This is a genomic window from Leucobacter fengyongliangi (genome assembly GCF_052386045.1).
Map to the genome: position 1 here is coordinate 2,301,413 of NZ_CM126356.1, position 14,449 is coordinate 2,315,861.

The 14,449-nt window shown below is 68.2% G+C and carries 8 protein-coding genes; all 8 read right to left on the minus strand.

Going from position 1 to position 14,449, the window contains the following annotated elements; all coding sequences use genetic code 11:
- Positions 1–137: 137 nt before the first annotated feature.
- A complete protein-coding gene (locus tag ACTNFK_RS10970) occupies positions 138–1,613 on the minus strand; it encodes a branched-chain amino acid ABC transporter substrate-binding protein (RefSeq protein WP_435937507.1) in 1,476 nt (491 codons plus the stop codon).
- 243 nt (positions 1,614–1,856) lie between these two features.
- Positions 1,857–2,027, minus strand: a complete 171-nt coding sequence (locus ACTNFK_RS10975; protein ID WP_433647670.1) for a hypothetical protein — start codon at positions 2,025–2,027, stop codon at positions 1,857–1,859.
- Positions 2,028–2,063: 36 nt separating this feature from the next.
- Complete coding sequence (locus tag ACTNFK_RS10980; protein WP_435937508.1) at positions 2,064–3,059, minus strand: FHA domain-containing protein; 996 nt, start codon at positions 3,057–3,059, stop codon at positions 2,064–2,066.
- A 13-nt stretch (positions 3,060–3,072) separates the two neighbouring features.
- Positions 3,073–5,520 carry a transglutaminase domain-containing protein gene (locus tag ACTNFK_RS10985; protein ID WP_435937509.1) on the minus strand — a complete coding sequence of 816 codons (2,448 nt, stop codon included), beginning with the start codon at positions 5,518–5,520 and terminating at the stop codon, positions 3,073–3,075.
- Positions 5,517–6,707 (minus strand): DUF58 domain-containing protein, encoded by a 1,191-nt coding sequence (locus ACTNFK_RS10990; RefSeq protein WP_435937510.1) that lies wholly within the window; start codon positions 6,705–6,707, stop codon positions 5,517–5,519. Before ACTNFK_RS10990 ends, ACTNFK_RS10985 begins: the two co-directional genes overlap by 4 nt.
- Positions 6,704–7,798 carry an AAA family ATPase gene (locus ACTNFK_RS10995; RefSeq protein ID WP_435937511.1) on the minus strand — a complete coding sequence of 365 codons (1,095 nt, stop codon included), beginning with the start codon at positions 7,796–7,798 and terminating at the stop codon, positions 6,704–6,706. Before ACTNFK_RS10995 ends, ACTNFK_RS10990 begins: the two co-directional genes overlap by 4 nt.
- Positions 7,799–7,877: 79 nt before the next feature.
- A complete protein-coding gene (locus ACTNFK_RS11000; protein WP_435937512.1) occupies positions 7,878–13,286 on the minus strand; it encodes an Ig-like domain-containing protein in 5,409 nt (1,802 codons plus the stop codon).
- Entirely contained in the window at positions 13,286–14,401 is a 1,116-nt protein-coding gene (locus tag ACTNFK_RS11005) for a serine/threonine-protein kinase (RefSeq protein WP_435937513.1), read from the minus strand. Before ACTNFK_RS11005 ends, ACTNFK_RS11000 begins: the two co-directional genes overlap by 1 nt.
- Between the last annotated feature and the right edge of the window lie 48 nt (positions 14,402–14,449).

Genomic DNA, 14,449 nt, shown 5'->3' on the forward strand with positions numbered 1-14,449 from the left:
TTAGCTAGTTAGTTACACAACCGGCTGCCGTTGCGGGTGCGGAGTTTTCGTAATATCCACGGCTGACGTTCAGGCATGCTCAGTGGCCGAACCGGTGGAGTGAGCTCCGCCGAACACGCCAGCACCCGGTCACCCGGTCACCCGGTCACCCGACTATCGGTCCACCGGCGCAGGTCGGTCACCGGCACCACACCCGCCCCGTCTCCGAGCGACGCAACCATGCGCACCGTCCCGGTGCCCCGCAGCATTCCCTCGTGGTCAAAATCGGCGGTGCCCGAGAACACCGCAAAGCGTTCGAGCGACTGCAGCGCGGTGGTCACGAGGTCTCCCCTGGTGGATCCCGCCACGGTCATCGCCTCCGCCGCCACGCGGAACGCATCGTACGCCTCGAGCGAGTACTGGCCGGGAACGATCCCGAAGGCGCTCGTGTAGGCCGCGATCCACTCGGCTTCGCCGGTAGGCAACTCGGGGGTGAGCACCTCGGAAGTGAGCAACTCCGGAGTGAGCGGAGACGTGGCATAGACCAGTTCAGCGAGGCCCGCCGCCGCGTAGCTGTCCAGCGATGAGGCGGCCACGTGTTCCGCATCCGTGCGCGGAGAGATCACACCGGGACCCTCAGATACGGGGAGCGGAGCGACGCGCTCAGCTGTTCCCGACACCAGAATGGGGCCCCGGAAACCCGCTGCCCTGAGGCCATCAACCAGCGGCACCCCTCCCAGTGGATTTCCGGTCCAGACGATGAGGTCGGGGTTCGATTCAAGCGTCGCAAGGATCGCGTCATCGCGATCCCCTCCCTGGGAGGTCACCGAGCCGGAGTGCACGATCGTCGGAATGGCGGGTTGCGACCCCCGTTCGGCCCACTCGATCTGCCCCTGGAACAGCTCGGCAAGTTCCCGTGCCGAAGCGGTGCGATCGTCGAGCAGGGCAACCGCGACGGGAGCGGAGATGGCAGCAGCGGTGCCACGCGCACTTCCAGTCCCAGTTCTCGCACCTGGGCCCCCCGTGGCCCCCGTGCCAGAAGCCCCGGCAGCGGGGCGATACTGACGCACGACATTCAGCCAAGCCGCGGCCTCCTGCACGGGGCCACCACTCATCAGAAACGCGCCCTGCCCGACAAGGGCAAGTGATGCTCCCGCGGGAACGACCGAGGGGATCCCAGCCTCGCCAAATATCGGAAGCGTGGGTAGCACGGCACCCGCGCAGTACCCACCCACTGACGCGTCAATACCCGCCGCGACGAGACGCGGCGCGGCCTCATACGCGGTGACTGCGTCGCACGCGTCGTCGATCACGACGAGCTCAAGTTCACGCCCGTTCACCCCACCGTCGCGGTTGAGTTCGTCGACCGCGAGCCGAGCTCCGTTGCGCATGGATTCGCCAAACGCGGATTCGGAGCCCGTGAGCGGCACGAGCATGCCGAGCTTGATCGGGGCCTCCGTTTCCGCTGCATCCTCCGCGTTCTGCGCCTCTCCCCCGACGACTGCGCCCTCCAGTGATTCCGGCGTCTCGAGGCTCCCTGAGGCCCCCGAGACATCGGTGACCGATTCGGCGGCGGCCGAACTTGCCCCCGCGCGAGGCTCTGCCCCGGCGCAGCCGGCAAGGTTGAGAGTCAAGGCCGCGCCCACCGCGGCAACGAGAGCAAGAACGGATACCCCGGATAACCGCCGCAATGGACGAGTAGATCGAGCGAACATCGGTGTCCCTTTCGAATGCCCCACACGACCCCCGATTCAAGAATCAGGGCCGCGGAGGCTACTGCCACCCGGCAGACATTACTGACGGGTCAAATGCAGACTGTATTCGAAAGCAGTCATCTCGCGCGGGGCCTATCCACAGCTTTGGTGCGGATCAGGGAGTTATCCCCAGGCGAGCTGCGCGATCCACCATAAACCGAGCGCGCACGCCAGCACGCTGGCCCCAAAGCCCCAGAGTGTCAGCCGCCTGGCGCGCTGCGATCGGCGATTCATCGAGGGCAGCGCGCTGCGGTCGGCGGCGGCCTGCTCGTTCGTCTGGCCGGGGGCGTTCATGGTCGGTCACCTGGGCCTGCAGGAGCGTTCACCGCGTTAGCCACGCTCAGTTTCGTCGCGGATCTCAACTTCGAGGGTACCCAGCAGCAAGCGAGGTGTCGCGATGACCGGCTGCCGGGGGTCAAGCTCCTGCTCACGCCCATCGTCGTGCAGCAACACGACGCCGTTGGTGGAGTCGAGATCTTCGACCACCCATCCCTCGCCATCGTGGCTGAGCCGCGCGTGGGTCTTCGAGAGAGTGCGCGTGGGGTCGGGGATCACGACCGCGTGCACACCCGGTACGCTCTCAGGCCTGCGCCCGACGACGTTGTCACGGTAAAGCGGCAGTGCTTCGCCGTCGGGAAGCACGAGATGGCCGGTCACGCGAGATTCACGGCGCACGACGGTCGTGCGGTCGAGGTCTTCGGTGAAGTCACTGGATGAAACGGAACCGTCGGGAATCGGCGGAGCAACGGGAGGGTCGGGAGTGACGAGCGGAGCGGAGCGCACGGCCGGAGCGGGAGGAACGGGGGGAGCGGCTGGAGTCACCGGAGTCACCTGATCGACCTGAGGTGACGTTCCAGCAGAGTCCGACTCCGCGCGTCGGGCCGTTCGCGGGGGCTGGGCCGGCAGGGGCTTGGCCGACAGGGGCGGCGCCTCGGGAATCTCGAAGGGCTCGTGCTCGCTGATTGCCGCAGTCCAGGAGAAGGGTTCCGCCGAGACCGCTTGCCCCAGCGGCACCCCCGGGGGCGCTTGAAATGACTCAGCCGCGAGTCGTTCGTAATCAGTCTCGATGCCGCTCAGCGGCGTCACCCGCACGGTGTCGTTCTGGCCGGAGGTCGGCACTCCCGGCCCGAATGGCTCGGCTGCACCGCCGGGCGCCCGCCCCACGTGACCAGACTCGAACCCCACACCCAGGCCTCGCAGCTGCTCCTCGTGGTCACGCCTCGCCTTCGCGGCTCGGACCCACCACACGCTGAGCCCCAGCGCCACCACGAGTATCACGACAACAATCGCGATGACCACCCACACGAAGGCATTCATGCTCACCATGCGTTTGCACTCCTCAAGATAGTTCCTCCGGTCGTGATGCTCTCGCCACACTGTCACTGCCACTGAAATGCTCGCGGCGCCTGCCAAACCGGATGCCCAATGAGCGTAGCGCGAATGCCTCGCGGAGTCTGCCCCAGACCCCGGTCTCAGCGCGATGGTGCGCGGCTTCGTCGTCGACGAGGCGCCACAGCCGCTCCGCATCAGCATCGCTGAACTCACCGGGCGCAAACACCGCGCGATCCACCTCGGTGGCGATCTGGCGCGCAGCCTCGGTGCCCAGCAGCCGCGCGGTGTCGCTGCGGGCCATCGCTCGAGGCACGCTCACCCCGGCATCGGCCGCGCGATCCACCAGTTCAAGCCACGCCCCGATCGCACGCAACTCCGGCACCGGCTCGCGGCGCCGCAGGCGAGCGCGCCACCGCTTCGCGAGCGGAAGAAAGAGGAGCGGAACGGCAAGCAACACGAGCGCCGCAAGCGACAGCAGCCCCGCCCGCACCACCGGCCACAAGCCAGGATTGGGCGCACCCTGCTCGGCCTCGTCAGCCGCCTCGCTGCGATCGCCGAACCCCAGTGGTGGATCAACCTCACGCGCGTCCCGCTCTTCGGCTGCGGTGGGAAACTCGGGCAGCCGTTCACCCTCCGCCAGCGAGGTTGGTGGCAGGGTGACCTGCGGCGTCGCGTCGAGCGGCGCCCAGTCCCCCGACTCGCCGCGCACCTCGATCCAGGCCGACACGTGCTCGCCGGTGCACACCGATTGGCAGCCCGTCACACCGGGTACCCCCGCACCGAGACGCACCCCGAGCACGACCCGCGACTCGAATCCCAGCGCACGAGCGAGCAGCGCGGCCGCGGCCGCGAACTGTTCGTCATCGCCGACCGCCGCGACCAGCTGCGCCTCGCCGGCACGGTCGCCAACCGACCGTTGCTGCGTGTTGAGCTGCGCGAAGAGCTCCTCGAGACGCGCGATCGAGTGGCCCCCGACGCTCGGCTCAAACCGGGTGCCGTGCTGCTCGGCGAGCCGGGTGATCCACTCGTTGTCGGTGCCGCTCATGGCATGACTGAGGTACCCGCGCGCGCGCAGCCGATCGACCAATTCGGTCAGGCCCGCGGCCGTGGCGGGCTGATTTTGGGCGCGGATCCACGCCGCAAGTTCGGGCATCGTCTCGATGTCGAGCAGCGGGGTGTCGGATGCCGGCGCCCCCTCGAGCTGTTCATCTGGGGCGGCGCTCATCTGGGCGGCGTAGCCGTCGCCGGGGGCGAGCCCTTCGCTGCCGGGCTCACCCGGAACCGCGATCGCGGCCCCAGTGTCGCGATTGACATAGAAGGCATCGGCGAGCAGATCGGATCGCGGGCCCGCAAACTGCGGGGGGCCGCCCAGTGGCGCGGTGGGTGCCCAGATGTCGTCGTAGCCGCCTTCGATGGTGATGGAGACGCGCACGGGGTCTGCGACGCTCGGCCCGCTCGGAAACCGGGTGAAGCGCCCCGCGGCCTCAGGGCTGACCTGAAAATTGACGCCGTCGTAGTCATCGAGCACGGCAAGGCGGAGACGGCCGGGAAATGCATCGGTCCCACTCACCTCGAACAGCGGCACGTCGATGCGGGCGTCAGTCTTCCACTCCCGATACCCGGCGAGCGGGCTCGGCCGTTCGGCCACCACGAGCTCGGGGTCGACACTGTCGCGCGGCACTGTCCGCTCTCCGCTGAGCGCGGGAGCGAACGTCAATCCGATGAGGCCGGCAAGCAGCAGCATCACGGTCGCCGATGCCACACGGGTCGCCCGACCTCGTACGATGGCGGATCGCCCCGCCCGGCCGAGCCGCAGCGCCGCCCGTCGATCGGCGCCCGCGTGCCACGCCACCCACACCGCACCGAGGGCCGCTGCGGCCACCCACAGCGCCACCTCCCGGGGGGCAAAGAGCGCCACCGCGCCGACGCGCAGCGGTGCGCTCACCTCCGCCGAGCCAAATACGGTGCCGAAGGCGATCGGGACCAGGAGCGGGAGTGCCGCGAGTGAGACGACGCGGCGACCGCGCAGCGCGATCCACCCGGTAGACAGTGACGTGACGAAGAATACAACGTAGGCGGGCACGAGCACCGTCTGGTAGGTGCCCACCGGCAGGGTGAGGGTGAGGAGCTGTTTCCACCCCGTGACCACGGCGGCGAGCGCATCTGCGGCCCACGGGAGCAGCCCTTCGGGAGGCCCGAGGAACGCCAGGGGCACCGCGACGGGAAGCACGGTGAGCGCGAAGACGACGACGGCGACCGTGAGGAGCAGCGGCGCCGACCAGCGCAGCCGCACGCTCACCCAGACGATGCCGCTGCCGAGAACGAGCCCCGCGACGGCAGGCACCAGCAACCAGGGTGTCTGGTAGATCGGCCAGGCGGCGAGCACGCCAAGCAGCGTTGCGAGGGCGGCCGCGGCGACAGTCACGGCGACGGCCGCCGGGCGCACGCGCGTCACCGCGACCCTCGCAGCATGAGCCTGGGCAGGTCGCCGAGCGCCCCGACGGTACACACGGTGAACGGGTCGATATGTTGTAGGGCCGGGTCAGCGAGCCAGTCGCAGCGCACCGCGACCACCCGCACGTCGGGGCTGAATGCGGCGGCGGCCCGGCGGAGGCGATCAAGCCCGGGCATCGACCCGGTCACCACATAGACAATCGAGAGATGACGGCGAGATGCCGCGAGGCCGCGCGTCACTCCCTCAATGCGGGCGGCACGCTCCGTGGCGGGGCGCAGTTCGGCCCACGCGTCGAGCAACTGAGTCGTATCTCGCGACGGCAGCTCCTCGACTCCGTCGACGCTCGGGCGTACCCGTCCCGGCGCCCAGGCCGAGGCCACGAACCGTTCGCGCCCCTCGCGCACCGCTTGCGCCGAGAGCGAGGCTGCGACGCTCACCCCAAGCTCGAACTCGTCATCCGACGCGTATTCATCGCGGCGCGCATCGAACAGCACCGCGACTCGGGCCGTCTGCGATTCCTCGAACTGGCGCACCATGAGCGTGCCGGTCTTTGCCGTCGATTTCCAGTGCACGTGGCGCAGCGCATCGCCCTGCGCATACTCGCGCACGGCGTGAAACGACAGGTCGGCATCGGTGAGGCGTCGACTTGCTGCGCCCTCGAGATCGCGCACGAGACCCGCGGTGCCGGGTGGCAGCGAGACGGTCACCGGGTGCACGTGCACGAGGTGAGATTCGGGCCAGGTGACCTCGCGGCCCAGGATCCCCAGTGGATCGCGTCTCGCGACCGTGATCGGACCCACCCGAACCACTCCGCGCCGAATCGCTGGCACGTCGGCACGCAACGTCGTACTCTGCTGTGCCCCGAGCATCGGCACCAGGAGTTCGCCGAGCGCCTCACCGACCGGTAGCTCGATGATGGCGGGCAACTGCGGGCGCGTGGCTCCGTTCTCCACCTCGATGTCTGCGTGCACCTCACCACCAGCGACGACGCTGTGCCTACTCAGGTGGATCGACGCGCGGTAGTCGCGGGAACCCAACAGGAATGGCCACGCGGTGAGAAACAGAGCCGCTGCGGCGAGCGCCAAGAACCAGGCCTCGATCCACCCGAAAAGCGCGCCAGCGAACGCGCCGATCACCAAGATGACGAGAGCGAACCAGCCGAGCGGGCGTAGCCGGATGTCTTTCACGCCGTGCCGTTCTCCTGCGGCTGGGGCACGTCGAGCAGAATCTGGCCAACGACTTGCTCGGCGGTGACCCCGTCGAACTCGGCCTCCGGCTCAAGCACGAGGCGATGCGCCAGCACGGCGATCGCGAGGTCGCGCACGTCGTCGGGCACCACGTAGCCGCGGCTGTGCACGAGCGCCCAGGCGCGCGCCGCGCGTTGCAGGGCGAGCGCACCTCGTACGCTGGCACCGAGGCGCACCTCGCTCGCAGCGCGGGTCGCCTCGACCAACCGGGTGAGGTACTCGGCGATGATGGGGTTGACGTAGACCTCGGCGGCGAAGTCCTGCAGCTGAATCAGGGTGCCGACGGTCATCACGGGCGGCACCATCGGACCTCGCCCGCCCGCCATCGTCTGCTCGGTCAGGATGCGTCGCATCGCGGCCTCGTCGGGATAGCCAATCGATGTCTTCAGCATGAAGCGGTCGAGCTGCGCTTCTGGCAGCCGATAGGTACCCGCCTGCTCGATCGGGTTTTGCGTCGCGATGACCATGAAGGGCTCGGGTACCGGGTGCGACATCCCGTCGACGGTGATCTGCCGTTCCTCCATCACCTCGAGCAGCGCCGACTGCGTCTTCGGGCTCGCGCGGTTGATCTCGTCGGCAAGCACCACGTTCGCAAAGATCGGCCCCGGGTGAAAATCGAAGCTCTGGCGCCCCTGGTCGTAGACGGTGACACCCGTCACATCACCCGGCAGAAGGTCGGGGGTGAACTGAATGCGGGAGGCCTGGCCCTGCGTGACCGCGGCGAGCGCGCGCGCGAGGGCGGTCTTGCCCGTGCCGGGCACGTCTTCGAGCAGCACGTGCCCCTCGGCGATCTGCGCGGCGAGCACCAGCTCGATCACCCGCCGCTTGCCGTGAATGACCTGCTCGATCGCGTCCACCGTGGTGCGCAACGCGTCGCCCGCCCAGGTCGCACGCTCGCTCGACAGCGGACCCGGCGTGGTCGCGAGTGCGGGGGCACCCGTGCGCGAGTCGGTTGGCGGCGCGGTCGACGTTCCCTCTGGTGAAGCCTGCGAGGTGCGCGGCTGAGGTTCCGGGTTCTGTGGTGTGCTCATCGGTGGCTTCCTGTGTCCGGTGCGGGGTGCGGGTGGTCTCGTTGCAGGGGTGGTCGCTTCGTGGCAGTGGATCGAGGCACTACGTGCCTCCCACAATGATCTGGCGCGTCACGGGTGCCGCATCGCCCCACTCGTTCGTGGCGCACACGGTCACCACCATTGCCTCACCCGGCACTCCAGTGAGTTCCTCGGGTTCGTAGTCTTCCCAATCATTGTTCGCAACACAGACACCTCGTTGCACGATCCCATATCGAATGCCTTCACCCCAGTTCGCGAACAGATCGACCGTTGCCAGCACGGTCGGAGAGCCGGGCTCAGTCTGGAGCGTGAGCATGTGGATCTTCGGCGGACCCGCGACGCTGAGTCCCTGTTCGGCAATAACACCAGTATTGGACTCGTTTAACGGGTGAGGAAAACGGCTCACCGGCACTGCCTGTAGTAGGGAATCACCGACGGGAACGATAATCACCTCGTCGACAGAGTTATTACCGCTGCTCGGCACGAGCGTCTGCAATGGGGCACCGTTCAGTAGCAGCAGGTATTCCTGCACATCTGCGCTCCCGGTGATACGCACTCTCACGGTGCCGGTGTTTCCGCCCGGGTCGGCACTTGTCTGTTCTGGCGGCATGAAGTTAGGCATCGCTGGAGCTCGGTACGCCCAGCCCGTCGCTGCGGCGGAACTCGCCGACTCTCCGACCGCGTTTACCGCACGCGCCGAAAACTGATGCTGTGTGCCGAGCGTCAGCCCGCCCACCTCGCAGGTGAAGGTCGCGCCCACCGGGGTGCACGTCGCCGAGATTGCGGCCCCGTCTTGCCTGATGGCGACGCCCTGAAGCGACGGATACGCATTCTGGGCCTCACCCAGGCTGACCCGCAGGGTGACTCCGGTCTCGCTGTATCCGACCTGTTCGACGAGTGCCGGGGCCGGGGGCACACCGAGCGCCTCAAAGCTGAGCATGCCCACCCCCTGCCGGTTCTGCGCGTCACGCACGGTGAACGTCACCTCGCATATGCCACCCGCGACACGTTGATCGGCCCAGCTCACCTGTACCGCGTTGCCCACGACACGGAAGCCGCCGATCGCACACGCTGCCGCGTCGACCGCGACGAGCCGCAGCCCGCCGCCGGGCCTCCCCGCAAACGGGTCGTACTCTCCCGCCTGCCCTACGAGGTCAGTGCTGCAAGCGGTGCCCACAGTACAGGTGAGGGCAACCGAAGCACCCCGGGGGGCATCGGTCGCCGCTTCCCCGACCCGTAGAGTCAGGAGGGATTGGCTTTCGCTCGCGCCGGCGACGCTCACCGTGATGTGCTCCTGCGCCCCCGGGGTCGCCCCAGCGAGTGCCTGCACGGTGAGGCTTGCCCCAGATTGGTTGATTTGGAACGACGCCCCTCCACCGCTGACCGTGAACCGCAGCGCATCCATCTGCCCCTGGCGGCCGCCCTGCCACTCGACCATTGAGCCCAGCGCGACCGTTTCGGTGGCACCGGGAGCGACGGTGCGGGTGAGGGGTCGCAGTTGGGCGACGGGTTCACGCGGCACGATGCGCACCGGCAACGGAAGCGCGGTGAAGGTCGTTTGTTCGAGCAACCGCACGCGCACGGTACACGTGTCAGACCACGGCTCCCCCTGGCCCGCCAAGTAGCGCACACTCGAACCGCTCACCGCCGCGCAGGTGGCCTGGGCGCGTTGCGTTGCGAAGGCACCATCGCCGATCACGATCTGGTCTCCGGGCGAAAGATCGAGCATCGAGCGCAACTCCGCGGTGACGCTGTCTCCTTCATTCACCGACAGCGGGGCGGTGCCCGACTTCAGACTGAGCCGGAGCTCGTCGAGCGGTGGTACCACCAGGAAGCCGTAGCCCACGACCTCCGCTCCGGTGGTATCGATTCCGCTGAGCCGGAAGGGCACGAGGTCACCTTCGGCCCGGTACTCGCCGAGAATTCGGTTGCCACTGACCCGGTACCGATCAGCCGCTTCCCCCCAGAGCGAAAGATCGAGGGCGGCCACGTCACCCGTGGCCCAGCTCACCCGTCCCTCGACCACGTCGACGCCGACCGCGGCAAAATCGACGCGATCTCGGACCGCGAGCACGGTGTCGGTGACCCGTGGTGCCTGCAAACCCACTCGTTCTGATACCTGCACAACGATGAGACCGTCGGCCGTGCTTCCAGTGACGCGAGAGCGCACGGAATAGCGGTACGACACGGTGCCGAGTTCATCGCCGCCCGCGATGCGCACGACACCACTCTCGAGCGCGTCCAGATCGATGCGCGCGGCAAGCACCGCGTATTCGGGCGAGCTCTCCCCACCCGGCACGTTTGGTTCGACTGACACGAGTTCGAGCGCACCCCCGGAGGGATCGATGTCGTTGTCGAGCGGACGCACGACGGCATCGTCGCCCGTACCCCGCGCGATCCGCACATAGTCGCTATAGACCACCGGTGCACCCCCGCTCGCGTCGGGGTCTGTCACGATGATGCGCAGGCTCCCTGTCGCCTCCCCGCCACCGGAATCGCGCACCGTATAGCTCGCGAATCTGACCCCGCGGGAGGCGCTCGGGGATGCTTCGATTTGCACCACGCCGGTGCGTGGCTGCACCTGGGCCACTACCTGGGAATCGTCGGGCTCCTGCACCGAAACAAGCCGCACCCGGTCGCCGTCAGGGTCAACCCCAGACAGCGGTACCTCGGTCTGGACGGTCTCGCCGGGTGCCAGTCGGACGGTCACCGACGGGGGGTGCGGATCACGGTTCGCACCCGCCGGAAGCACCGTGATGGTCACCTGCGCAGTGTCGCCAAGTTCGGGACTACTCGCACCATAGGTCGTGTAGCTCAGGGTATAGGTGCCCGGAATACTCGGCGCGAGGTAGCGCACGAGGCTCCCCGATGCGAAAGCCAGCGCGTCGCCTGCACCAGCAACCTCGGGGTGGAGCACGAGCCGCTCGCCGGGCGGCGCGACATCGTTCTCGAGCACCGGAATGTCGACGACTGACCCCACGCGCACGGTGGCCGTATCCGGCACCGCGATGGTCCCGCTACTGGACGCGGGAATCTGAAACACGGTGAGTCTGCCGCGAGCGGTCTCGTCGCCCTCACGCACGACCACCTCAACCGAGCCGATGCGACCGGGCTGCCCGTCAGAGCTCGCCCCCGATACCCTGACTCGCGAGTGTTCGATGACATCCGCCCGCATCCGCCCGTCGACCACCACTGCCGACTGCACCGAGAGCCCGCGGCTTGCGGCTCCGGGAATCGCGTCGAGCACATCGACCGTGGTGTCGGCGAGTGGTCGCACGAAGGCGCGCAGGGGCGGGAGTGCGAGAGCCGGGAGGCTCTCTCCCGCGGTGATCCGGATCGCACCTGCCACCTCTTGACCGGTCACCGTGTCGCGAATCGTCACTGAGACGAGTGCGCCGCCGCCTGGAGCCGTCACGGTGAGCGTTCCCGTTCCCTGGCCGACGGTGAGATCGAGTGCCCCCTGCTGCACGGCGGCATCGCGCAACTCAAACGAGCCCGAGCCGCCGGTGACGCGTTCGAGCGGGCGGAGCACGGTGGGCACACCCGTCTGCACGGTGCTCGCGATCGACGCAAACTCAAGCGCGGCACCGGTGCGCACCCTCACCCGCAGCTCGCGCTCGCGCGATTCGCCGCGGGCATCGGCCACCGTCACGCGAATCGTGGCCTCCCCGTCGGCAGCAGCGGGGTCAAGATGACGCACGGCTAGCTTGCCGTCAGCGGTGACGAGCGCACGCAGCGGGGCTTCGGGGTCTGTGGACACCGCACCTGCGAGCACCATCGGATCGCCCTCTGCGTCGACCCAGCCCTCCAGGATGGGCAGCACCAGGGTGCCACCCGGGGCAAGCTCCGGGGCCGGCCAGGCGCGCTGGCAGCCGACGACGGGGCACCACTCCGGGGCCGTATTGACAGCGTCATCGGCAATTGTCACGGTCACGGTGGCGGGCTCAGAAACCGATTGCCCGTCAGTGACGCGATAGGTGAAGCTCGAGCTCCCCGTGGCCTCGGGGTTGGGCTGCAGCGTGAGCTCCTGCCCACCCCCGAGCAACTGGACGGTGCCGAAGTTCGCATCAAGGCCCGTTCCGGCCTCGTCACCCAGGCTCTCAGGCACGATTGTGAGAACGTCGCGTCGATTCGGGTCGAAGTCATTGAGCAGCACCGGCAGCGAGGCGGGCTCACCCGACCGCACACCGAACGCGTCGGCAGCGGCTACGGGCGGTTGTTGCTCGGCAACGTCTTCGGTCACCTGCGCCCCGACCTCCTGCGTGGGTGGGGTCACCAACTGCCACTGCGCCACCGGTATCAGCTGTCCGTCGGGCACCCGCCACAGCATCCCAGTACGCACTTCCGCGAGCACCGCGCGACTGCCATTCGAGTGGATCGCCGGTTCAATCTCGCCCGGAAGTTCTACCGCGGCATCAAGTTCGAGTTCCCGCAGCCCGCCCGTCTGCGTCCACATCTGCGCCGAGGCTCCGCCGATCCACGCGGCAACGCGATCTGCGCCGATCGCCACCGGGCGGGCGGGAACCCCCGAGGCCACGGCAACGCGCGAAGTCGCGCCCGCGCCACTCACCGACCACAGGCCGCCCTCATCGGCGACGAGTGCGTCGGTGCCCGCGGCATCCCCGCTCGCAAACTGCAGGAGTGCCACGCCCTCCGTGTCGAGTTGCGCCGGAGATTCCTCCTGTTCGCGCCACAGGTTGCCGCTTTCGGCATCGAACAGCACCCATGATCCCGCGACGATCGCGAACTGCGCATCACCCGGAACCGTTTCGGGCACGTCGCTCACGCCGCGCCGAAATTCCGAAGCGGCGACATCGAACCATCGCACGGTGCGGGTATTCGCGGTGAACAGGCCGATCAGCCCCGCCTCGGTATCGAACGCGACCGCGTCTGCCCGAAAGGTCGCGTCACCGGTACTCTGCCCCGCAAACGGGTCGAGCAACTGTGCGGGGCCGAGCCCCTGTTCGGCCGCGGGATCCACAGCCGCCAGGTAGGCCTGGCCCGCCTCCGTGCGAAACAGCACGGCATCTCGAGACGCGTGCACCTCGGTCGTGCCCTCTGGGGTGCGGATCGCGTCGCCCGCACCCGTGGTCTCTGGTGCGGCTGCGGGCACGGGCAGCTCGGCGGCTGCGTCTACAGCGGTGCCGGCGCCCACGGTCGGATCTTCACTCAGGTCGGCGGGATCTGCCGCATCTATCGGCCACGCCCGCGAATGGCCCTGGGTGAGCAGCATGCCCATTGCCCCGGCCTGCACCACTCCGCTCGGGTTCTCGACCTGGCGCACGGCATCGATTTCGGCCGTCAAGGTGTTCACTCGCGCATACTGTCCGGCTGACCGGGCGACCCAAACGCCGGCTTCCTCACGGGGCGTTTCGCGAGCGTCGAAGCCTCCGGCCACCACCGCGAGCGTCACGAACAGTGCCAGGGTGACCCCTGCCGAAAGCCACCCGATCCATCCCCGAGCGCGCATCAGATCAGGCCCATCCAACCCGAAATCGCGACCACCGCGGCGATCGCAACCACCGCGATAGCCGCACCCATGACGCCTGCGCGCAACGACGATACCGGTGGATCAGGCACGACCCCGTCTCGGTCGGCCCGCTCGCGTGCCACCGCGGCACGCGCCTCGGCACGGCTCACCGGTCGCACCGCAGTCGTCGATCCGCCGCGCACGACTCCGGGTGCCACCGGCTGCGATTCGTCAGCGGGCCATAGGTCGCGGGTGATGTCGAAGGGCGTGACATCGAACCCATAGTGGCGCTGCAGTTGCTGCAACGCACCGGCAAACACATCCATCGAAGCGAAGCGCTGCTCGGGGCGCGGCATCATCGCCTTCTTCAGCACCGCGTCGACCGCCTCGTATCCCGCTGCCCCCGGAATGGGGGTGTAAGTGGCCCTGCTGATGCGCTGCGTGATGAGGCTCCGAGTGTTTTTCTCCGGTTCGGGAAGCTCGAACGGCGAGCGCCCGGCGGCAAAGGTGTAGAGCGTGGCGCCGAGGGACCAGACCTCGGTCGCCACCGTGCCCGGGGTCTGACCGGCGAGCACCTCAGGGGCCGACCAGGGAATAGTGACCGCGGTCATCGCCGTCTCTGATGATGCTCGTCCGCGCAGCGAAGCGATTCCGAAGTCGGCAAGAGAGGGTCGGCCCAGCGTCGTGATGAGCACGTTGGAGGGTTTGATATCGCGATGCAACACCCCCGCTCGATGTGCTGTCTCCAGCGCGCCGGCGAGGCGCACCCCGACATCGAGCACCTGTGCCAATTGAGCGGGCCTGTTTCGCGTCTGCTCGCGCATCGATCCCGGGCAATACTCCATCACGAGGTACGGGCGACCATCTGCCGACACCCCCGCACCATACACAGACACGATGGCGGGGTGGCCGGCAAGCCGGGCAATCGCGTCGGTCTCGACCTGAAAATCGGACCGTTCTTCAGCGGATTCGAACCCACTCTTCAGCGCCTTCACCGCGACCATGCGACGGGGCAGATCTTGCTCGTAGAGATAGACGCTCGCGAATCCGCCCTCACCCAGTGGACGCACATAGCTCAGCCCCGTGATGCGGGGAGACTGCTGTGGCGCGGGCATGCACCAATCCTACGGAAGTCGCGCCCGTGACACCGATGCCATCCACAG